This window comes from Methylobacterium sp. E-041 (assembly GCF_022829665.1).
In the GTDB taxonomy this organism is placed as follows: domain Bacteria; phylum Pseudomonadota; class Alphaproteobacteria; order Rhizobiales; family Beijerinckiaceae; genus Methylobacterium.
Genome location: NZ_JAKSYQ010000268.1, coordinates 49727 through 71008 on the forward strand (window position 1 = coordinate 49727; position 21282 = coordinate 71008).

The following is a 21282-nucleotide window of genomic DNA, read 5'->3' on the forward strand; positions in this document are numbered from 1 at the left end:
TGTGCGGCGGGCTTTCGGGGCGAGGAGGCGTCCGCCATAGCATCCGCGCGGCCTGCCTCGCCATCGGGCTCGCGGTGCGACCGCGCTTCCCTGCGCCCGCCGGACGAGCCCGCGCGTTGCCTGCGGGCGGAAGCGGTGTCACTTCCTCGCGCGAGGGAACGATGAGGACGAGGCGATGAGGGGTTCGACGACCCGCCCGGGCAGCCGCCACCTGCTGCTCGCGGGCGCAGGCATCCCGGGCCTGTCGCTGGCCCTGGCGCTGCGCCAGGCGCACGGCGACGCGCTCGCCGTCACGGTCTGCGATCCGGGCCTTCCGCGCGCGGCCGAGCGGCAGCGCGGCCGGGCCTTCGCTATCGCGGCCGGCGGCCGGCGCATGCTGGAGCGGCTCGGGATCTGGGACCGGCTCGGGGCGGCGGCCGCGCCGATCACCGAGATGGCGATCAGCGACAGCCGGCTCGCCGACCCGGTCCGCCCGGTCTTCCTGACCTTCGCGCAGACGCCGCGCGATTCCGACGGCCCCTTCGCCCACATGGTCGAGGCGGAGACGCTGGCGGCGGCGCTCCGCGCGGCCTGCGCGGCGGCCGGCGTCGCGCTCGACCCGGTCGGGATCGCCCGCGCGGTGCCCGACGGCGACGCGATCCGCGCCACCCTCTCCGACGGCCGCACCCTCCGGGCCGCGCTGCTGGTGGCCGCCGACGGGGCGCGCTCGCGCCTGCGCGAGGCGGCCGGGATCGGCTGGGTCGGCTGGTCGTACCCGCAGACGGGCATCGTCGCGACGATCCGGCACGCGCGTCCGCACGGGGGCCGGGCGACCGAGCACTTCCTCCCGAGCGGGCCGTTCGCGATCCTGCCGCTGGCCGACGGGCCGCAAGGGCACCGCTCCTCGATCGTCTGGACCGAGCGGGCCGCCGACGTCGACGCCCTGCTCGGGGGCGAGCCCGACGCGGTGCTGGCCGAGATCGAGCGCCGGTTCACGCCCGATCTCGGGCGGCTGGCCCTGGAGCAGGGCCCGAGCGCCCATCCGCTCGCCTTCGGCATCGCCCGGCGCTTCCGCGCCGAACGCCTCGCGCTCCTGGGGGATGCCGCCCACGTCATCCACCCGATCGCGGGCCAGGGCCTCAATCTCGGCCTGGCGGATGCGGCAGCCCTCGCCGAGGCGGTCACCGGCGCCCTGCGCCTCGGGCTCGATCCCGGTGCGGCGGACGTGCTCGTCGCCTACGAGCGGGCGCGCCGGTTCGACACGCTGGCGATGGCGGCGGCGACCGACTGGCTCAACCGGCTGTTCTCGAACGACGCCCTGCCGCTGCGGATCGCCCGCGACCTGGGCCTCGGCCTCGTCGACCGGATGCCCGGCCTCAAGCGCTTCTTCGTCGGCGAGGCCGCCGGCGCGCGCGGCGCCCAGCCGCGCCTGCTGCGCGGCGAGGCGCTCTGACGTCTCACGTCATCTCTTTGAAGCGCCCGGCTCTCTCCCCGTCCGCGGGGAAGGGAGCCGGGCGCGGGCCTCGATCGGCCCGGGGAAACCCTTCAGGCCTTGGCCTTCTTGGCGCGGTCGATCGCCTCGTGGATCAGGCGGTGCGCCTCGGCCTTGTCGCCCCAGCGCACGAACTTGACCCACTTGCCGGGCTCGAGATCCTTGTAGTGCTCGAAGAAGTGCTGGATCTGCTGGATCGTGATCTCGGGCAGGTCGGTGTAGTTCTCGATCCGGTCGTAGCGCTTGGTGAGGTGGCGCGAGGGCACGGCGATGATCTTCTCGTCCTCGCCGCCCTCGTCCTCCATCACCATCACGCCGACCACGCGGGCGCTCATGATCGCGCCGGGCGCCACGGCGCGGGTGTTGGCCACCAGCACGTCGCAGGGGTCGCCGTCGCCGGACAGGGTGTGCGGGATGAAGCCGTAGTTCCCCGGGTAGAACATCGGGGTGTAGAGGAAGCGGTCGACGACGAGCGCGCCGGCTTCCTTGTCCATCTCGTACTTGATCGGTTCGCCGCCGAGCGGCACCTCGATGATGACGTTGACGTCGTGCGGCGGGTTCTTGCCGATCGAGATGTTGTCGATGATCATGGCGCTGGCGCATCCCGGAAGATCGGGGCCTCGCCCCATTGCGAGCGTCTCATAAAGCCCTTGGCGCGCGAAGCAAATCCGCGCCGCGCCGCACGCCGCGACGAACGGGAAGAACCGTCAGCCGAACAGGTAGCCGACCTTCGGCAGCGGCACGCCGGCCAAGCGGTCGAGCGCGTGCGGGCCGGGTCGCCCGCCGAGGCCGGCGTAGAAGTCGGCAGCGCGGGCGTTGTCCTCCAGCGTCCAGGCGCCGATCCGCGCCAGGCCGTGGTCGGCGAGGTCGTTGCGGACCGCCAGGAACAGGCGCCGCCCGAGGCCGACGCCCTGGTATTCCGGCCGGAGATAGAGCTCGTCGACCTCGCCCTCGACGCCGAGCGACCGGCTGCGGGCGCGGCCGTAGCCGGCGTAGCCGACCACCGTGTCGGCGGTCTCGACCACCGCGATCGGCCGGCCGCGCTTGAGCGCGGCGCGCCACCACGCGCCGTCGCGCTGCGCGATCAGCCGCTCCAGCGCGACGCCCGGGATGATCCCGCGATAGGCCTCGCGCCAGGCCGCATCGAACACCGCCGACAGCGCGCCGACATCCGCGTTGCGGGCCCGGCGGATGCTCGTGGTGCGGGTGCTCATGGCCGGACCCTTCGGTTCGATCGTGCGGTTGGCGGGGGGCAACCCGCGGCAGGCCGTCAGGTTCGCCCCCGATCGGGGCGAACAGAAGGCAGCCAAGCGCCCTTCGCGACGGGCACAGGCAAGGGAGATGCCGAATTGCCGGCCCGGGGGCGCGCTGATAGAGCCTGCCCCTCGCCACCACCGCGAGAGCCCGTGTTCAACCGCTTCCTCAGCCCCGAGACCCGCTACGCCCGGCGCATGGCCCGCATCGAGCGCTTCGCGCGGCCGATCAGCGGCGCGCCGGCACGGCTCGGCGCCTGGGCGAACATGCTGTTCGTCGATCACGGCATCTTCCGGATGGCCTATCTCAACCGCCACCGGATCGGCACGGGCAAGATGTGGCGCTCGGCCCAGCCGGGCCCGCACCAGCTGGCGCGCTTCCGGGCGGAGGGGGTCCGCACCGTGGTCTCGCTGCGCGGCGGGCGCGAGCACGGCTCCTGGCCGCTGGAGCGCGAGGCCTGCGAGCGCCAGGGGCTCAAGCTCGTCGAGTTCGTGCTGCGCTCGCGCGAGGCGCCCTCCCGCGAGACGATCCTGGCCGCGCGCGACTTCTTCGCCGGCCTCGAATACCCGGCGGTGATGCACTGCAAGTCGGGCGCCGACCGGGCGGGCCTAGGCGCCGCCCTCTACCTGATCCTGCACGAGGACCGCCCGGTGGCGGAGGCCGCGCGCCAGCTCTCGGCCCGCTACGGCCATTTCCGCTTCGCCAAGACCGGGATCCTGGATGCGTTCTTCGCCCGCTACGCCCTCGAGGGCGCAGGGCAGGGGCTCGACTTCCTGACCTGGGTCGAGACCGTCTACGACCCGGAGGCGCTCAAGCGCGGCTTCCGGCCGGGCTTCTGGTCCGACGTGGTGGTCGACCGGGTGATCGGGCGGGAGTGAGCTACTCCGCCGCCGGCCGCGCCGCGTCGCGGAACGGGTGGGCCGGGTAGGTCCCGACGATCCGCAGCTCGCGCGAGAAGTAGGCGAGCTCGGCCAGCGCGCGGGCGAGGCCCGGCTCCTCGGGATGGCCGTCGACCTCGGCGTAGAACTGCGTCGCGGTGAACTCGCCGTCGACCATGTAGCTCTCGAGCTTCGACATGTTGACGCCGTTGGTCGCGAAGCCGCCGAGCGCCTTGTAGAGCGCGGCCGGGATGTTGCGCACCCGGAAGACGAAGCTCGTCACCATCGGGCGGTCGCCCGCCGCCACCGGCAGGGCCTCGGGGCGGAACACCACGAAGCGCGTCGTGTTGTGGGCCTCGTCCTCGACGTCGCGGGCGAGGATGTCGAGGCCGTAGACCTCCGCCGCCAGAGCCGGCGCCAGCGCCGCGCGGGAAGGATCGCCCGCCTCCATCACCTCGCGGGCGGCGCCCGCGGTGTCGCCGGCCACCACCGCCTTGAGGCCGAGCCGCCGGATGATGCGACGGCACTGGCCGAGCGCGTGGACGTGGGTGTGGACCGAGCGCAGGTCCTCGATCCGCGTGCCCGGCAGCACCATGAGCTGGAAGTGGATCGGCAGGAAGTGCTCGGCGACGATGTGCAGGGCCGAGGTCGGGATCAGGTGGTGGATGTCGGCGACGCGGCCGGCGATCGAGTTCTCGATCGGGATCATCGCCGCCTGCGCACGGCCCTCGGTGACCGCCGCGAAGGCGTCCTCGAAGGTGGGGCAGGGCAGGGCGGTCCAGTCCGGGTAGGCCTCCGCGCAGATGATGTGCGAGTTGGCGCCGGGCTCGCCCTGGTAGCTGATGGTCTTCGGATCGGTCATCGCAACGGTCAGTTGAGGCGGCGGGCGCCGAGCAGCGCGCGGGCGCGCTCCAGGTCGGCGGGGGTGTCGACGCCGAGCGGCAGGTCGTCGACGATCGCGGCGTCGATGCGCATCCCGGCCTCCAGCGCGCGGAGCTGCTCCAGCTTCTCGCGGGTCTCGAGCTCGCCCGGCGGCAGCGCCATGAAGCGCGCCAGCGCCCGGCGGCGATAGGCGTAGAGGCCGATATGGTGGAACAGCGGCCCATCGCCCCAGGGGGCGCGGGCGCGGGTGAAGTAGAGCGCGCGCAGGCGCTCCGGCCCGACCGTGTGGCCGACGAGCTTGACCACGTTCGGGTTCTCGGCCTCCGCCGGGTCGACGATCGGCGCGCACAGCGTGGCGATGTCGACCGCGCGGTCGGCGAGCAGCGCCACCGCCGCCCCGATCGCCCGCGGATCGATCGTCGGCAGGTCGCCCTGCACGTTGACGACGACGTCGTGGTTGCCCTGCGGGTCGACGATCTCCAGGGCCTCGGCGAGGCGGTCGGAGCCCGACGGGTGATCGGCCCGCGTCATCACCGCGACGCCGCCCACCGCCTCGACCGCGGCGGCGATCTCGGCGGTGTCGGTGGCGACGACCACCGGCCCGATCCCGGCCTCGACCGCGCGGCGCCAGACATGCACGATCATCGCCTCGCCGGCGATCAGCGCCAGGGGCTTGTTCGGCAGCCGCGTCGCCGCGAGGCGGGCGGGGATCAGGACAAGGGGATCGGACATCGACGGGCGATCTGCGGGACGGCGGCCGGGCCGCGGGCCGGTGCTTAACAGGCGCCCGCCGGCTTGTCATCGAAGCCGTGCGCCGGGCCTCGGGCGCGCGGCGCGGGCACTCGCGCCGCCCGGGCGCGTCGAGGCGGGCGGCGGCGTGCGACCAATCGTGTGCCGACTGTCACCCATTCCGCCATTGTCAAGGTCGGCTTCGAGCGGCTAAGCACCCTCGAAATCTTCCAAAGTCCGGCGCCGGCAGGCCGGGCGCGGATTCGCCCGCCGCGCAGCGCGACAGGAGTTGAAGAAAGCATGGACTCGTTCGAGCTGAACAAGGTGGCCGGTGCAGTGCTCGGCGCCCTGCTGTTGGTGGCCGGATCGGGCTTCGTCGCCGAGCTGATCTACCATCCCAAGCCCGCGGGCAAGGCCGGCTACGACCTGCCCGAGGCCAAGGAGGAGAGCGCCGCGGCGCCCGAGGCCGCCAAGGTCGAGCCGATCGCCGTGCGGCTGGCCTCCGCCAACGTCGAGAAGGGCCAGGGCGGCACCAAGGCGTGCCAGGCCTGCCACAGCTTCGAGAAGGGCGGCCCGAACAAGGTCGGCCCCGACCTGTGGGAGGTGGTCGAGCGCAAGAAGGGCAGCCACGAGGGCTTCGACTACTCGGCCGGCATGAAGGAGAAGGGCGGCACCTGGACCTACGCCGACCTCGACGAGTTCCTCACGAGCCCCAAGGCCTACGTGAAGGGCACCAAGATGGCGTTCGCCGGCATCAGCTCGCCTCAGGAGCGCGCCAACGTCATCGCCTACCTCCACACCCTGTCGGACAGCCCCAAGCCGCTGCCGGCGGTCGAGAAGGCGGCCGATGCCAAGCCGGCCGATGCCAAGCCCGCCGACAAGCCGGCCGACGACAAGCCCGCCGAAGCCAACCCCGCCGAAGCCAAGCCGGCGGACAAGCCGACCTCCGAGAAGCCGGCGGCCGGCAAGGCCTCCGAGGGCAAGGACAGCCCGGCCAAGCCCGCCGACACCAAGGCGGAGGGCGCCAAGCCGGTGACCGAGAAGCCGCCGGGCGCGCCCGCCGGCGCCGGCTCCGAGAACCGCAACGCGGTCGAGCAGAAGTCGGCGCCCGAGAGCAGCGGGCCGTCGCCCGCCGCCGACACGGCGCCTGCGCCGACCGCGCCGCCGGCGCCCGCGACCACCGAGGCGCCGGCCAAGGCCGACCCCGCGGCGGAGCAGAAGGCCCAGGATCTCAAGGCGAACGGCAGCGAGCAGGGCGTCCCCGCCGACAAGCCGCAATAGCCCGGCACGGACGGGATCGGACGACGAGGGCCGGGCGGCGACGCCCGGCCCTTTTTCGTCCCGCCGCGACGGTCGGCCCCGGCCGCCATGCGCGGGCGCGTGTTGACCCGCGGGGCGATCCTACCGCAAACCGGACCCGACCCGGCGCGCCCGGTGCGCCACGCACCCGGACCGCCCTTCGCGATCACCGCGTCGCGACCCCACCCTCGCGAACAAGGACGCGATCCGTGACCCTCTCTCCCCCTCCGAACTCGTTCCGCACCGGCCCCGACGAGCGCGGCCGGTTCGGCATCTTCGGCGGCCGCTTCGTCGCCGAGACGCTGATGCCGCTGATCCTCTCCCTGGAAGAGGCCTACGCCGCGGCCAAGGCCGACCCGGGGTTCCAGGCCGAGATGGACGGCTACCTCAAGCACTACGTCGGCCGGCCGAGCCCGCTCTACTTCGCGGAGCGGCTGACCGAGCATTGCGGCGGCGCGAAGATCTACTTCAAGCGCGACGAGCTGAACCACACCGGCTCGCACAAGGTGAACAACGTCCTCGGGCAGATCCTGCTCGCCCGCCGGATGGGCAAGAAGCGGATCATCGCCGAGACCGGCGCCGGCCAGCACGGCGTCGCCACCGCGACCCTCTGCGCCCGGTTCGGCCTGACCTGCGTGGTCTACATGGGCGCCGTCGACGTGGCGCGCCAAGCCCCGAACGTCTTCCGGATGAAGATGCTCGGCGCCGAGGTGATCCCGGTCGAGTCCGGCACCAAGACCCTGAAGGACGCGATGAACGAGGCCCTGCGCGACTGGGTCACCAACGTCGCCGACACGTTCTACTGCATCGGCACGGTCGCCGGCCCGCACCCCTATCCGGCGATGGTGCGCGACTTCCAGTCGATCATCGGCCGCGAGACCAAGGAGCAGATGCTGGAGGCCGAGGGGCGGCTGCCCGATTCGCTCGTGGCCTGCATCGGCGGCGGCTCCAACGCGATGGGGCTGTTCCACCCCTTCCTCGACGACCGCGACGTGGAGATCTTCGGCGTCGAGGCCGCCGGCCACGGCGTCTCGTCGGGCCTGCACGCGGCCTCGCTCTCGGGCGGACGGCCGGGGGTGCTGCACGGCAACCGCACCTACCTGCTGATGGACGACGACGGGCAGATCGCGGACGCGCACTCGATCTCGGCCGGCCTCGACTATCCCGGCATCGGCCCCGAGCACGCCTGGCTGCACGAGGCCGGCCGCGTCACCTACCTCTCGGCCACCGACCAGGAGGCGCTCGGCGCGTTCAAGCTGTGCTCGATGCTCGAGGGCATCATCCCGGCGCTGGAGCCGGCCCACGCCCTCGCCAAGGTGCTGGAGATGGCCCCGAAGAAGCCGGCCGACCATCTCATGGTGATGAACCTGTGCGGCCGCGGCGACAAGGACATCCCGCAGGTGGCGGAGATCTTCGGGACGAAGCTCTGAGACTCCAAGCCCTCCCCCCCCGCACCCAAGTCGGGCCTGCCCGACTTGGGCACACGGGGTGCGGATCTCGGGCGAGCACGAGATCCGTCGGGGGAGGGAAGAGCCGGTCCTACACCACCACCGTGATCGCCTGCGCCGCGCGGGTTAGGCCGGTGTAGAGCCACCGCGCCCGGTGCTCGCGGAAGGCGAACGATTCGTCGAACAGCACCACCTTGTCCCACTGCGAGCCCTGCGCCTTGTGGACGGTGAGGGCGTAGCCGTAGGTGAACTCGTCGGTCTCCCGGCGCAGGAAGGCCGGGATCTCCTCCTCCGACCCGGAAATCACGGCGCGTAAAACCTTGATGTCGATGGCGCGCTTGCGCGTGCCGGCGTCGTCCTCCGGCACCACGTCGAGGCGGATCGTGTCGGGGCGGGGCGGTGCGCGCAGGGCCTGCACGGTCCAGGTCGAGCCGTTGAGCAGGCCCTTGGTGCGGTCGTTGCGCAGGCAGACCAGCTTCTCGCCCACCGCCGGCATCGGGTCGACGTGGCCGGCCAGCTCCCGCAGCCGCCCGTTGTAGAGACGGCGGGTCTTGTTCATGCCCACCAGCACCTGGTCGCAGTCGAGCACCTGGGTCGGGTCGATGGCGCGGCGCGAGACCACGCGGCTGGCGCCGTACTCGCCGAGCGCGAGCCGGCCGCCCTCGCGCACCGTCATCGCCATGCGCACGATCGGGTCGTCCTTGGCCTGGCGGTGGACCTCGGTCAGCATCACGTCGGGCTCGGCCTCGGTGAAGAAGCCGCCGCCGCGCACCGGCGGCAGCTGCGCCGGGTCGCCGAGCACCAGCACCGGCTTGTCGAACGACAGCAGGTCGTGGCCCAGGTCGGAATCGACCATCGAGCACTCGTCGATGACGATGAGGTCGGCCTTGGCCGCCGGCCCGGCGCGGTTCAGCGAGAAGGCGGGGCCGCCCTCTTCCGTCTCCTTGGTGCGGTAGATCAGCGAGTGGATCGTCGCGGCGTCCTGGCAGCCCTTCTGGCGCATCACCGAGGCCGCCTTGCCGGTGAAGGCGCCGAACACCACCGAGCCGTCGACGTCGTCGGCGATGCGGCGGGCCAGCGTGGTCTTGCCGGTGCCGGCGTAGCCGAACAGCCGGAACACCTGGGCGGCGCCCTTGTCCTTGCGCCAGGCGGCGATGGCCTTCAGCGCCGCGTCCTGCTGCGGGGCGAAGCTTTTGGGGAGGCCCTCGCTCACGGCCAGCGCACGGTCGGCGGCAGCGACGACAGGATCGAGGCGACGTTGCCGCCGGTCTTCAGGCCGAAGATCGTGCCGCGGTCGTGGAGCAGGTTGAACTCGACGTAGCGCCCGCGCCGCACCTGCTGCTCCAGCCGGTCGGCCTCGGTCCAGGGCGTCGCGACGTTGCGCCGGACGATCTCGGGATAGGCCGCGAGGAAGGCGCCGCCGACGTCGCGGGTGTAGGCGAGGTCGGCCTGCGGGTCGCCGGTCCAGTGGTAGTCGTAGAAGATCCCGCCGACGCCGCGGGGCTCCTTGCGGTGCGGCAGGTAGAAGTATTCCTCGCACCACTGCTTGTACTTGTCGTAGTTCGCCGCCGGGGCGTGGGCGTCGCAGGCTGCCTTGAGGCAGGCGTGGAAGTGCTGCGTGTCGGGGTCGTCCTGCGTCCGCCGGCGCTCGAGCACCGGGGTGAGGTCGGCCCCGCCGCCGAACCACGTCTTCGTCGTCACCACGAAGCGGGTGTTCATGTGGACCGTCGGCACGTTCGGGTTCCACGGATGCGCGATCAGCGAGATGCCGGTGGCGAAGAAGCGCGGATCCTCCGCAGCGCCCGGCATCTGGGCGCGGAACTCCGGCGCGAACTCGCCGTGCACCGCCGAGACGTGGACGCCGGCCTTCTCGAACACCCGGCCGTGCAGCATCGCCATGGTGCCGCCGCCGCCGGGCCGGCCGGTGTGGTCGGTCCGCTCCCAGGGGGTTTTTTCGAAGTGCCCAGCCGCAGCGGGTGCGTCCGGATGGAACGGCCCCTCGGCCTCGGCCTCCAGGGTCTCGAGCGCGCCGACGATGCGGTCGCGCAGCGTCGTGAACCACGCGGTCGCCTCGGCCTTGAGCGCCGTGACGTCGGCCTCGGGCAGGCGGGGGCGGGCTGTCTCGGTGTCCGGCATCGTCATGGACGGGATGTCCCACTCCGCCCCGGCGGCGTCAATTCACGCATCGCGAAACCGGGCTTCGACCCGCGCTTGACTTCGAGCGCGCTCGAAGCCGTAGCCTCGATGGCATCGTGGCGAGGGCCAAAGGGTCAAAGGGCCGAAAGGCAAGCGGTGCATGCGGATCGGCGAACTCGCCAAACGCTCGGGCCTGACGGCCCACGCCCTCCGCTACTATGAGCGGATCGGGCTGCTGCCGTTCGTCGAGCGGGACGCCGCGGGGCACCGGGACTACGACGGGTCGATCCTGGCCTGGATCGGCTTCCTCGACCGTCTCAAGACCACCGGCATGCCGATCCGGACGATGCTGCATTACGCGGCCCTGCGGCGCGCCGGACCGGCGACGGCTCCGGAACGGCGCCTGCTGCTCGAACGGCATCGCGCGCAGGTCCGCGCGCACGTCGCCGCGTTGCAGGACGCCCTGGCCGTCCTCGACACGAAGATCGCCGGCTATGCCTGCTCGACCGAAGGGATGCACGATGACGACCGACCAGAGCCCGACCCTGGAAAGCCGCTACGCGCGGGGCGCCCGCGCGCTCGCTGAGATCGACGGGCAGGCCGGGGAGCACGTGATCGCGGCGCTGTCCGGCATCGCCCCGGATTTCGCCCGCTACCTGATCGAGTTCCCGTTCGGCGACATCTACAGCCGCCCCGGCCTCGACCTGCGATCGCGGGAGATCGCCACGATCGCGGCGCTGACGGCGATGGGCAACGCCGCGCCGCAGCTGAAGGTGCACATCGAGGCGGGCCTGAACGTCGGCCTGTCCCGCGACGAGATCACCGAGGTGATCATGCAGATGGCGGTCTATGCCGGCTTCCCGGCCGCCCTCAACGGCCTGTTCGCCGCCAAGGAGGTCTTCGCGGCCCGCGCGCCGGCGTGACGGCGTGACGCCGATCGCGCGGGCGCGAGCCACCGCCCACGGCCGCGAACCGGCGCGAGGCGCCCGGCGACACCGTCGGGCGCGCGTGGGCCGGGCGCCTCAGGCCGTCGGCCCGGCCCCCTGCCGGATCGCCTCGCCGCAGATCATCGCCGCGGCGACCGCGACGTTGAGCGAGCGCATTCCGGCGCGGATCGGCACCACCACCCGCGCGTCGGCCGCGGCGTGGACCGCCTCGGGCACGCCGGCCGATTCGCGGCCCATCAGGATGCAGTCGCCGTCGCGGAAGGCGAAGCCCGTGTAGGGCAGGGCGCCCGCGGTGGTGGCGAGCACCAGGCGGATTCCTGCCTGGAGGCGCCATTCCGAGAACGCCGCCCAGGAACGGTGCCGGGTGATCGCGACGTGGTCGAGGTAGTCGAGCCCCGAGCGGCGCAGGTGACGGTCGGACACGTCGAAGCCCGCCGGCTCGACGATCTCGACGGAGAGCCCGAGGCAGGCCGCCATGCGCAGCAGCGTGCCGGTGTTCTGGGGGATGTCGGGCTGGTAGAGCGCGAGGCGGAGCATGCTCCGGGGATATCCGCTTCGGCGCCGCCGACCAATCCACGCCGGCACGGCCGATCCGTGCCGACGCATGGCAGCCCCGACGCGCTGCGGCATCGCTCCCCGCTTGGCCGGGACGACCGCAGGCTTACATGAGGGTCACGCCTCCCCGACGCAAAGCACCGTGACACCATGTTCCTCGATTGGCTCGAGCGCCGCATCGACCCGTTCGCGCCCTTCGACGCGGAGCGGATGCCCCCCAAGACCGTGCTCGGCTTCGCCGCGTTCTACCTGCGCCCGATGCGGGCCGCGCTCGCCGCCCTGTTCGTCATCGCGGTGGTGGCGGGCACGGTCGAGGCCTCGCTCTACCTGCTGATGCGCTGGTCCATCGACCTGATGAACGGCGCCGACCGGACGACGCTGCTGCAGGATCATGGGCTCGCGCTGGCGCTCGCCGCGCTGTTCCTCGTGGTGGTGCGGCCGACCACGATCTGGCTGCACGAGGTCGCCTCGAACCAGCTCATCGTGCCGCAGACCACCAACCAGGTCCGCTGGCGCACCCACCTCTATACGCTCGGCCACTCGCTCTCGTACTTCCAGGGCGACTTCGCCGGCCGCCTCGCCAACCGCATCGTCCAGGTCGGCCCGGCGGTGCGCGAGATCGCGGTCGTGTTCATCGACACCCTGCTCTACGTGGCGATCTACGCGATCACCGCGGTCGGCCTGTTCTCGTCGATCTCGGTATGGCTGGCCTTGCCGGTGGTGGCCTGGATCGCGGCCTATGCCGGGCTGACGGCGTGGTTCGTGCCGCGGGCGCGCGAGCGGTCGCACCGCACCGCCGAGACCCGCTCGGCGCTGGTCGGGCGGGTGGTCGACAGCTACACCAACATCCTCACCGTCAAGCTCTTCGCCCGCGACCGCGAGGAGCGCGCGGCCGTGCGCGAGGCGATCGACAGCAACACCCGGACCTACCTGCACCAGTTCCGGCTGGTGACGCTGACCACGACCCTGCTCGGCATCCTCAACAGCGCCCTGCTGCTCGCCACCGGCGCCCTGTGCCTGATGCTGTGGCAGCGCGGCGGCATGACCACGGGCGAGGCCGCCGCCGGCCTCGCGCTGGTGCTGCGCCTGCTCGCGATGTCGGGCTGGGTGATGCAGACCGTGCGCGGCGTGTTCGAGAACGTCGGCGTGATCCAGGAGAGCATGCAGACGATCAGTCGTCCGCACGGGCTCGTCGACGCGCCCGACGCCGCCGTGCTGAAGGTCGCGGGCGGGGACATCCGCTTCGAGAACGTCGGCTTCCATTACGGCCGCGGCGACGCCAACGTGATCGAGAACCTGTCGCTGCACATCCGGGCCGGCGAGAAGGTCGGGCTCGTCGGCGTCAGCGGCGCGGGCAAGACCACGATCACCTCGCTGCTGCTGCGCCTGCACGACGTCGAGAGCGGCCGCATCACCGTCGACGGCCAGGACATCGCGCGCGTCACGCAGGATTCGCTGCGGGGCGCCATCGCCATGGTCAGCCAGGACACCTCGCTGCTGCACCGCTCGATCCGCGACAACATCGCCTACGGCCGCCCCGACGCGACCATGGACGCGGTCGCCCGCGCCGCCGAGCTCGCCCATGCCGACGCCTTCATCCACGACCTCGTCGACCACAAGGGGCGGCGCGGCTACGACGCCCAGGTCGGCGAGCGCGGGGTGAAGCTCTCGGGCGGCCAGCGCCAGCGCATCGCCATCGCCCGGGTGATCCTCAAGGACGCCCCGGTGCTGATCCTCGACGAGGCGACCTCGGCGCTGGATTCGGAGGTCGAGGCGGCGATCCAGGAGAGCCTCGACACCCTGATGCAGGGCAAGACCGTGCTCGCCATCGCCCACCGGCTCTCGACCATCGCGGCGCTCGACCGCCTCGTGGTCATCGACGAGGGCCGCATCGTCGAGGAGGGGACGCATGCCGAGCTGATCGGCCGCGGCGGCCTCTACGCCCGATTGTGGGAGCGCCAGTCCGGCGGCTTCCTGCCCGACCGGGCGCCCAAACCCGAGCCCCGTCGGATTTCCGACGCGTTGCCGGGGTAGAACGCGCGGAACCAGAGCCCGGAATGACGGGGAGGGCATAGGACCTCTCTTCATTCAAATGGGCGGCCGCGCCGGCCAGATCATCGAAAGACCAAGACATGCCGGCATTCGGCCTCGCGGCCTCGGCCGGGGAGGGGCGGCCTCCCGTCCGGCGACCGTGGATCGCGGAGCTGCGCGCGACCCTCGCGCTCGCCGCGCCCCTCGTCCTCACCAACCTCGCCCAGCACGGGCTGATCACCGCCGACACGGTGATGCTCGGCCGCCTGGGCGCGCCCGAGCTCGCGGCGGCGACGCTGGCCACCAGCCTGTACTTCATCCTGTTCATCTGCGGCATCGGCCTGACCTCGGCGGTGGCGCCCCTGATCGCGGAGGCGCTCGGGCGCGACCGCACCGATTCGGACGCCGTGCGCCGCCTCGTGCGGGCCGGGTTCTGGGCCGCGACCCTCGTCGCGATCCCGCTGATGCTCGGGCTGTGGCACACGCGGGCGCTGCTGGAAGCGATCGGCGAGCCGCCGGCGCTGGCCGAGGATGCCGGCCGCTACATGCGCGCGCTGGAATGGGCGATGTGGCCGGCCCTGCTGTTCATGGTGCTGCGCGGCACTTTCGCGGCGCTGGAGCGCCCGAGCTGGCCGCTCGCCGCCAGCCTGATGGCGCTGCCGGTCAATATCGGCCTCGGGGTCTGGCTCGCCTTCGAGGGCCCCGGACGCCTCGGCATGGGGCTGGTCGGGGTCGGCATCGCCACCACCTGCGCCGCGTTCTTCACCCTCCTCGTGCTCGTCGCGGTGATCCTGCGCGACCGCGGCCTGCGCCGGTACCGGCTGCTGCACCGGGTCTGGCGCTTCGATGCGAAGCGCCTCTCGGCCCTGTTCCGCCTCGGCCTGCCGATGGCGGGGACGGGGCTCGCGGAAGCCGGCCTGTTCGAGGCGGCGGTGCTCGGCATGGGGCTGTTCGGCGCGGCCCAGCTCGCCGCGCACGCGGTGGCGATCCAGATCGCGGCGCTCTGCTTCATGGTCCCGAACGGGGTCGCGCAGGGCGCCACCGTGCGCGTCGGCCTGCGGCACGGCGCGCACGACCCGCAGGGCGTGCGGCTCGCCGGCCGCGTCGCGCTGGCGCTCGGCTTCGGCTTCATGGCGGCCTGCGCCAGCCTCCAGCTCGGCGCGCCGCGCCTGCTGATCGGGCTGTTCCTCGACGTCGAGGCACCCGCCAACGCCGCGGTGATGCCCTACGCGGTCGGCTTCCTTGGCTTCGCGGCGCTGTTCGCGGTGGCCGACGGGGTCCAGTCCGTCGCCCTCGGGATGCTGCGCGGCCTGCAAGATACGAAGGTGCCGATGCTGATCGCCGTCGGCGGCTACTGGGGCATCGGCGTACCCGCCGGCGCGGCGCTCGCCTGGGGGGCGGGGCTGCAGGGCTACGGGATCTGGCTCGGTTTCTGCGCCGGCCTGTTCGTCGTCGCGATCCTGCTCACCGCCCGCTGGCGCCGCCTGACCGCGCTTCGGGACCGCAGGCCCGGGCCCGCCGGGCCGCCCGCGCGATAGGAAACCCGATCCGTGTCGTCCCCCGGCACAGCTTGGCTTGACTTCGGGCGACGTGCGGTCGCATTGCACAGATTAGAACGATGATGCTCTGGTCCGCTCCGCACGGGCGGTCCGACGCGGCGGGCGAGATCGGATTCCCATCCGCCCGGGAGCGCTCCGCCGACCTGCCCGACGCCACGAGATCGGGCGACGGCACACTGGGAGATTGACGACCTTGGCGAACACCTCCGCCGCCGCGTCCACCGGCACCGCCGCCCCGGACGGAACCCGCCGCGACTTCCTGTACCTGGCCACCGGCGCGGGCGCCGCCGTCGGCGTCGGCGCCGTCGCCTGGCCCTTCGTCGCCTCGATGGCGCCGGACGCCGCCACCATCGCCGCCGGCGCGCCGATCGACGTCGACCTCGCCCCGATCACCGACGGCCAGATCATCAACGTGTTCTGGCGCGGCAAGCTGATCTTCGTCCGCAAGCTCACCGAGAAGGAGGTGACGGACATGAAGGCGATCCCGGAGAGCCAGCTCTCCGATCCGGCTCCCTTCGGCACGCGGGTGAAGAAGGGCCACGACCAGTGGCTCGTGGTCTACGGCAACTGCACCCATCTCGGCTGCGTGCCGATCGGCCACCAGGGCAACTTCGAGGGCTGGGCCTGCCCCTGCCACGGCTCGCAGTTCGACGCGGTCGGCCGCGTCCGCCGCGGCCCCGCCCCGATCAACCTTCCGATCCCGCCCTATTCCTTCCAGACCGACGCGAAGATCCGCATCGGCGAGGAAGCCAAGGCCGCGGCCTGAGACACGAGGGACCGCCCATGAGCGCTCACGCCAACGCCTACGTCCCCAAGAGCCGCCTCGCGAAGTGGTTCGAGGCCCGCCTGCCGATCGTCGGGCTGGTGCACTCGTCGTTCGTCGCCTTCCCGGTGCCGCGCAACCTGAACTACTTCTGGACCTTCGGCGCGATCCTGATCGCCTTCCTCGGCATCCAGATCGTCACCGGCGTCTGGCTCGCGATGCACTACGAGCCCTCGGCGACCCAGGCGTTCAACTCCGTCGAGCACATCATGCGCGACGTGAACTACGGCTGGCTGCTGCGCTACGCCCACGCCAACGGCGCGTCGATGTTCTTCGTCGCGGTCTACGTGCACATCTTCCGAGCGCTGTATTACGGGTCGTACAAGGCCCCGCGCGAGGTGCTCTACATCCTCGGCGTGATCATCTACCTCCTGATGATGGCGACCGCCTTCCTCGGCTACACCCTGCCGTGGGGCCAGATGAGCTTCTGGGGCGCGACCGTCATCACCAACATCCTCGCGGCGATCCCCGTGGTCGGCGACACCATCCAGAGCCTGCTCTGGGGCGGATACTCGGTCGGCAACCCGACGATCAACCGCTTCTTCTCGCTGCACTACCTGCTGCCGTGGATGATCGCCGGCGTCGTGGTGCTCCACGTCTGGGCGCTGCACGTCACCGGCCAGAACAACCCGACCGGCATCCCGATCAAGTCCTCGAAGGACGCGGTGCCCTTCACCCCCTACGCCACGATCAAGGACGTGTTCGCCACCGTGGTGTTCATGATCCTGTTCGCGTGGTTCATCTTCTACCAGCCGAACTATCTCGGCCACGCCGACAACTACGTCCCGGCCAACCCCGCCGTGACCCCGGCCCACATCGTGCCCGAATGGTACTTCCTGCCGTTCTACGCGATCCTGCGCGCGGTGCCGTCGAAGCTCGGCGGCGTGATCCTGATGTTCTCGGCGGTGCTGATCCTCGCGCTCGCGCCGTGGCTCGACACCTCGCGGGTGCGCTCGTGCAACTACCGGCCGATCTACCGCCAGTTCTTCTGGCTGTTCCTGGCGGTCACGGTCATCCTCGGCTGGCTCGGCGCCAAGCCGCCGGAAGGCGGCTACGTCATCGCCTCGCAGATCTGCACCTTCTACTACTTCGCCCACTTCCTCCTCGTGATGCCGATCGTCGGCCTGATCGAGACGCCGAAGGCGCTGCCCGGGTCGATCCTGGAGAGCGTGACCGGGCCGGGCAAGCAGGTGAGCGGGTCCGGGCTGCCGGCGGGCGCCGCCGCGGCGCCGACGACCAAGGGCTGAGGGCAGGACCGGAACCGACGATGAAACTCTCGAGCCTTCTCGCCGCCTCCCTGCTGGCGCTCTCCCTCGGCGCCCCGCTGGGCTCCTCGGCGGCCTCCGCCGAGGACGCGCATGGCGGCAACCAGCCGCCCCGCCTCCAGTGGAGCTACGCCGGCGTGTTCGGCCGCTTCGACCAGGCGCAGCTCCAGCGCGGGTTCCAGGTCTACAAGGAGGTCTGCTCCGCCTGCCACTCGATGAAGCTCGTGGACTTCCGCAACCTCGCGGAGGAGGGCGGTCCCGACTTCTCGGAGAGCCAGGTCAAGGCGCTCGCCGCGACCTACCAGGTCAAGGACGGCCCGAACGACGCCGGCGAGATGTTCGAGCGACCCGGCCGCCCGGCCGACAAGTTCCCGCCGCCCTTCCCGAACGACCAGGCGGCGGCGGCGGCCAACGGCGGCAAGGCGCCGCCGGACTTCTCGGTGCTGGCCAAGGCCCGCACCTTCGAGCGCGGCTTCCCGTGGTTCATCACCGACGCGCTGCCCTTCGTCGGCTATTCCGAACAGGGCGTGGACTACATCCACGCGGTGCTGAACGGCTACGAGGAGCCCCCGAAGGGCACCGACGTGCCGGACGGCGTGCACTACAACAAGTACTATCCCGGCCACCTGATCGCGATGCCGAACCCGATCAGCGACGGCCAGGTGACCTACCCGAAGAACGAGGCCGGCCAGCCGGTCGTGCCGGAGACGGTCGACCAGTACACCCGCGACGTCGCGGCCTTCATGGCCTGGGCCGCCGAGCCGCACATGATGGCGCGCAAGGCGCTCGGCTTCCGGGTGATCCTGTTCCTGATCCTGCTCTCGGGGCTGCTGTACTACGTCAAGAAGCGGGTCTGGGCCGACGTCGGCGGCGAGGTCCACGGCCTCCAGCCCGAGCTGCACAAGGCGGGTTGACCGCCCGATCGATCCACGGACGACCGAACGGGCCCCTCGCGGGGCCCGTTCGCGTTTTTGCCGCGCGCGCAGTTCGTGATAGCGGGACGCGGAGATCTCGACCTCGCCGAGACCTGCGCGGGTCCCTTCCCCCGGGGGAAGGAGGACAGGATGAGGGGCGTGCGCCGTCCGGAGAGGTCACGCCCCTCACCCCACCCCTCTCCCCATGGGAGAGGGAGCCCCGCAGCGGCTCCTACGCACCACTTTCGACAATGGACGATCGACATGACGGCAGCGGTGCTCGGTGTGATGGGCGGGTCGGGGGTCTACGACCTGCCGGGGCTCGAGGACGTGCGCGAGGAGCGGGTGGCGTCGCCCTGGGGCGAGCCGTCCGACGCCCTGCGGATCGGGCGCATCGGGGACACCAAGGTGGTGTTCCTGGCCCGCCACGGCCGCGGGCACCGCCTCTCCCCGTCCGGCATCGACTACCGCGCCAACATCGACGCGCTGAAGCGGGCCGGCGTCACCGACCTCGTCGCGCTGTCGGCCTGCGGCTCGTTCCGCAACGAGCTGCATCCGGGCCTGTTCGTAATCGTCGACCAGTTCGTCGACCGGACGGTGGGGCGCGCGTCCTCGTTCTTCGGCAACGGCTGCGTCGCCCACGTCTCGCTCGCCCACCCGGTCGGCCCGAACCTGCAGAAGCGCATCGCGAACGCGGCGGAGGCGGAGGGGATCGCCGTGCATCGCGGCGGCACCTACGTCTGCATGGAGGGGCCGCAATTCTCCTCGCTCGCCGAATCGAAGAGCTACAAGGCGCAAGGGTTCGACGTGATCGGCATGACCAACATGCCCGAGGCCAAGCTCGCCCGCGAGGCCGAGATCACCTACGCCACCATCGCGATGGTCACCGACTTCGACTGCTGGCATCCGGGCCACGACGCGGTCGACGTGGCCTCGGTCGTCGCGGTGGCGCGGGCCAACGCCGACAAGGCCGCCCGCCTCGTGGCGCGGCTCGCCCGCGACCTGCCCGCGACCCGCGAGGATTGCCCGGCCGGCTCGCACCGGGCGCTCGACGGCGCGATCATGACGGCGCCGTCCCACCGCGACCCGGACCTGCTGGCCAAGCTCGACGCGGTGGCGGGGCGCGTGCTCAAGGATTGAGCCGAGCCCTTCCCCCGGCGACGGCTTCCGCACTAGAAGGCACGAAAGCCGGCCGCATCGGCCCGGCGAACGAACACCCACGAAGACCATGCGCAGCGCCAGCATCAGCCGGAAGACGGCGGAGACCGACGTGTCGGTCTCGATCGACCTCGACGGCACCGGCAAGGCCGGGATCGCCACCGGGGTCGGCTTCCTCGACCACATGCTCGAGCTGTTCGCCCGGCACGGCCTGTTCGACGTCGAGGCGCGGGTGACCGGCGACCTGCACGTCGACCAGCACCACACGGTGGAGGATTGCGGCATCGCGCTCGGCCAGGCCTTCGCGAAGGCGCTCGGCGACAAGCGCGGCATCGCCCGCTACGCCGACATCCACATGCCGATGGACGAGACGTTGAGCCGGGTCGCGATCGACATCTCGGGCAGGCCGTTCCTGGTGTTCCGCACCGCCTTCCGCGTCGAGAAGATCGGTGCCTTCGACACCGAGCTGGTGCGCGAGTGGTTCCAGGCCTTCGCCATGAACGCCGGCATCACGCTCCACGTCGAGACGCTCTACGGCGACAACGCCCATCACATCGCCGAGAGCTGCTTCAAGGGGCTGGCCCGCGCCTTGCGGAAGGCCGTCGCGGTCGATCCCCGCGAGGAGGGACGCGTTCCCTCGACCAAGGGTTCGCTCTAGGCGAGGATCGCGGACGGCCGTCGCGGCGGGCTCGCGCAGCCACATCCGGCGTTCGGCCGACAGGAAAGGGAAGGGGTCGCCATGAGGATGCGCAGCTACACGCTCCATCTGCCGCACGAGGCCCGCTCCGGCGAGGCGCACGACCTCGACCGGGCGCAGCTGGTGCCGGACGGGTTCTCGTGGGCGGCCTTCGCCTTCTCGGTGCTGTGGTTCCTCTATCACCGCCTCTGGCTCGCAGCCCTGCTGGTGCTGGCCGGGCTCGGCGCCACCGCGCTCGTCGGCTACGGCCTCGGCCTGTCGCCCGCCGCCGGCACCGCGATCACGCTGCTGGTCCTGGTGCTGATCGGGCTCGAGGCGTCCTCGCTCCGGCGCTGGACGCTCGCCCGCAACGGCCGGCCGGCGCGCGACGCGGTGGTGGCCTTCAACGCCGACGAGGCCGAAGCCAAGGCGATGACGCGCTGGCTCGACCCCGCCCCCGCGCCGACCGTCCGGGCCTCAACCGCGTTCGCGGGCAACCGCGCGGCCGAGCCTGTGATCGGCCTGTTTCCCGCGCAGGGCGGCCGGTGAGCGTCTTCGAGGAACAACGACCGTGAGCGCCGAGACCGTCGCGATCATCGATTACGGGTCGGGCAACCTGCACTCGGCGGCCAAGGCCTTCGAGCGGGCGGCCCGCGAGGCCGGGCTGCCGGAGACCCGCATCGTCGTCACCGGCGATCCGGACGCGGTCGCGTGCGCCGACCGGATCGTGCTCCCCGGGGTCGGCGCCTACGCCGATTGCCGCCGCGGGCTCGACGCCGTCCCCGGCCTCGTGGCGGCGATGACCGATGCCGCCATCGGGTCGGGGCGTCCCTTCCTCGGCATCTGCGTCGGCATGCAGCTGATGGCTACCCGCGGCCTCGAATACGAGACCACGGAAGGCCTCGGCTGGATCTCCGGCGACGTCGGCCCGATCCGGCCGTCCGACCCCACGCTCAAGATCCCGCACATGGGCTGGAACACCCTGACGCCGTCCCGCGACCATCCGCTGCTCGACGGCATCCGCACCGGGCCGGACGGGCTGCACGCCTACTTCGTGCACAGCTTCGCCCTGAAGGCGGATCGCCCGGACGAGGTCGTCGCCGAGGCGGCCTACGGCGGTCCCGTCACCGCGATGGTGGCGCGCGACAACCTCGCCGGCACCCAGTTCCACCCGGAGAAGAGCCAGCATCTCGGGCTGGCCCTGCTCGCGAACTTTCTGCGCTGGCGGCCGTAACCGCTGCGCCCTCCGTCGAACGA

At 71.9% G+C, this 21282-nt stretch carries 22 protein-coding genes; 15 read left to right on the forward strand and 7 right to left on the reverse strand.

Translation table 11 applies throughout. The annotated features are described in order from the left end of the window. The first annotated feature begins 175 nt into the window (after positions 1–175). Positions 176–1432, forward strand: coding sequence for an FAD-dependent monooxygenase (locus MKK70_RS24135; protein WP_243950412.1), 1257 nt, complete (start codon positions 176–178; stop codon positions 1430–1432). Between the two features lie 92 nt (positions 1433–1524). On the opposite strand, the gene ppa is transcribed toward MKK70_RS24135, so the two are convergent. Then, on the reverse strand, positions 1525–2061 hold the full coding sequence (gene ppa / locus MKK70_RS24140; protein WP_147730016.1) for an inorganic diphosphatase: 537 nt from the start codon (positions 2059–2061) through the stop codon (positions 1525–1527). 117 nt (positions 2062–2178) lie between these two features. Beyond that, complete coding sequence (locus MKK70_RS24145) at positions 2179–2685, reverse strand: GNAT family N-acetyltransferase (RefSeq protein ID WP_243950414.1); 507 nt, start codon at positions 2683–2685, stop codon at positions 2179–2181. Between the two features lie 192 nt (positions 2686–2877). Between MKK70_RS24145 and MKK70_RS24150 the strand changes: the two genes are divergently transcribed. Continuing rightward, on the forward strand, positions 2878–3603 hold the full coding sequence (locus tag MKK70_RS24150) for a tyrosine-protein phosphatase (RefSeq protein ID WP_147844116.1): 726 nt from the start codon (positions 2878–2880) through the stop codon (positions 3601–3603). A 1-nt stretch (position 3604) separates the two neighbouring features. Here MKK70_RS24150 and MKK70_RS24155 read toward each other — a convergent pair whose 3' ends face one another. Together MKK70_RS24155 and MKK70_RS24160 are read right to left on the reverse strand one after the other, a co-directional pair. Beyond that, complete coding sequence (locus tag MKK70_RS24155) at positions 3605–4465, reverse strand: prephenate dehydratase (RefSeq protein ID WP_147729380.1); 861 nt, start codon at positions 4463–4465, stop codon at positions 3605–3607. An 8-nt stretch (positions 4466–4473) separates the two neighbouring features. Further along, positions 4474–5217 carry a 3-deoxy-manno-octulosonate cytidylyltransferase gene (locus MKK70_RS24160; RefSeq protein WP_147729379.1) on the reverse strand — a complete coding sequence of 248 codons (744 nt, stop codon included), beginning with the start codon at positions 5215–5217 and terminating at the stop codon, positions 4474–4476. Positions 5218–5514: 297 nt separating this feature from the next. Between MKK70_RS24160 and MKK70_RS24165 the strand changes: the two genes are divergently transcribed. Beyond that, a complete protein-coding gene (locus tag MKK70_RS24165; protein ID WP_147860259.1) occupies positions 5515–6495 on the forward strand; it encodes a c-type cytochrome in 981 nt (326 codons plus the stop codon). A 227-nt stretch (positions 6496–6722) separates the two neighbouring features. Continuing rightward, positions 6723–7943 carry a tryptophan synthase subunit beta gene (gene trpB / locus MKK70_RS24170; protein ID WP_147844278.1) on the forward strand — a complete coding sequence of 407 codons (1221 nt, stop codon included), beginning with the start codon at positions 6723–6725 and terminating at the stop codon, positions 7941–7943. Between the two features lie 109 nt (positions 7944–8052). On the opposite strand, the gene MKK70_RS24175 is transcribed toward trpB, so the two are convergent. Together MKK70_RS24175 and hemF are read right to left on the reverse strand one after the other, a co-directional pair. After that, on the reverse strand, positions 8053–9174 hold the full coding sequence (locus MKK70_RS24175) for an ATP-dependent RecD-like DNA helicase (RefSeq protein WP_147727513.1): 1122 nt from the start codon (positions 9172–9174) through the stop codon (positions 8053–8055). Continuing rightward, positions 9171–10097, reverse strand: a complete 927-nt coding sequence (hemF, locus tag MKK70_RS24180) for an oxygen-dependent coproporphyrinogen oxidase (protein WP_243937862.1) — start codon at positions 10095–10097, stop codon at positions 9171–9173. The genes MKK70_RS24175 and hemF overlap by 4 nt, the downstream gene beginning before the upstream one ends. Positions 10098–10257: 160 nt before the next feature. Between hemF and MKK70_RS24185 the strand changes: the two genes are divergently transcribed. After that, positions 10258–10683, forward strand: coding sequence for a MerR family transcriptional regulator (locus MKK70_RS24185; RefSeq protein ID WP_243950416.1), 426 nt, complete (start codon positions 10258–10260; stop codon positions 10681–10683). Further along, positions 10619–11020 carry a carboxymuconolactone decarboxylase family protein gene (locus tag MKK70_RS24190; protein ID WP_243950418.1) on the forward strand — a complete coding sequence of 134 codons (402 nt, stop codon included), beginning with the start codon at positions 10619–10621 and terminating at the stop codon, positions 11018–11020. The genes MKK70_RS24185 and MKK70_RS24190 overlap by 65 nt, the downstream gene beginning before the upstream one ends. Positions 11021–11119: 99 nt before the next feature. Here the strand turns inward: MKK70_RS24190 and MKK70_RS24195 are convergent, their stop codons facing one another. Next, on the reverse strand, positions 11120–11581 hold the full coding sequence (locus tag MKK70_RS24195) for a tRNA (cytidine(34)-2'-O)-methyltransferase (RefSeq protein WP_147842697.1): 462 nt from the start codon (positions 11579–11581) through the stop codon (positions 11120–11122). Between the two features lie 168 nt (positions 11582–11749). Here MKK70_RS24195 and MKK70_RS24200 point away from each other — a divergent pair, with 168 nt between their 5' ends. From MKK70_RS24200 to hisH, 9 genes are all read left to right on the forward strand, one after another. Beyond that, complete coding sequence (locus tag MKK70_RS24200) at positions 11750–13633, forward strand: ABC transporter ATP-binding protein (RefSeq protein ID WP_243950420.1); 1884 nt, start codon at positions 11750–11752, stop codon at positions 13631–13633. 98 nt (positions 13634–13731) lie between these two features. After that, positions 13732–15168, forward strand: a complete 1437-nt coding sequence (locus tag MKK70_RS24205) for an MATE family efflux transporter (RefSeq protein ID WP_243950422.1) — start codon at positions 13732–13734, stop codon at positions 15166–15168. 214 nt (positions 15169–15382) lie between these two features. Further along, positions 15383–15955: a ubiquinol-cytochrome c reductase iron-sulfur subunit gene (petA, locus tag MKK70_RS24210; RefSeq protein ID WP_147842694.1), complete on the forward strand. Its 573-nt coding sequence runs from the start codon at positions 15383–15385 to the stop codon at positions 15953–15955. A 17-nt stretch (positions 15956–15972) separates the two neighbouring features. Next, on the forward strand, positions 15973–17259 hold the full coding sequence (locus tag MKK70_RS24215; RefSeq protein ID WP_147725806.1) for a cytochrome b: 1287 nt from the start codon (positions 15973–15975) through the stop codon (positions 17257–17259). Positions 17260–17279: 20 nt separating this feature from the next. Then, positions 17280–18191: a cytochrome c1 gene (locus MKK70_RS24220; protein ID WP_147725805.1), complete on the forward strand. Its 912-nt coding sequence runs from the start codon at positions 17280–17282 to the stop codon at positions 18189–18191. A gap of 264 nt (positions 18192–18455) precedes the next feature. Further along, entirely contained in the window at positions 18456–19331 is an 876-nt protein-coding gene (locus MKK70_RS24225) for an S-methyl-5'-thioadenosine phosphorylase (RefSeq protein ID WP_243950424.1), read from the forward strand. A gap of 88 nt (positions 19332–19419) precedes the next feature. Next, on the forward strand, positions 19420–20007 hold the full coding sequence (hisB, locus tag MKK70_RS24230; RefSeq protein ID WP_147842693.1) for an imidazoleglycerol-phosphate dehydratase HisB: 588 nt from the start codon (positions 19420–19422) through the stop codon (positions 20005–20007). Positions 20008–20094: 87 nt separating this feature from the next. Beyond that, complete coding sequence (locus MKK70_RS24235) at positions 20095–20574, forward strand: DUF2628 domain-containing protein (protein WP_147725814.1); 480 nt, start codon at positions 20095–20097, stop codon at positions 20572–20574. A gap of 22 nt (positions 20575–20596) precedes the next feature. Next, positions 20597–21259: an imidazole glycerol phosphate synthase subunit HisH gene (gene hisH, locus MKK70_RS24240; RefSeq protein ID WP_243937833.1), complete on the forward strand. Its 663-nt coding sequence runs from the start codon at positions 20597–20599 to the stop codon at positions 21257–21259. The last annotated feature ends 23 nt before the right edge of the window (positions 21260–21282 follow it).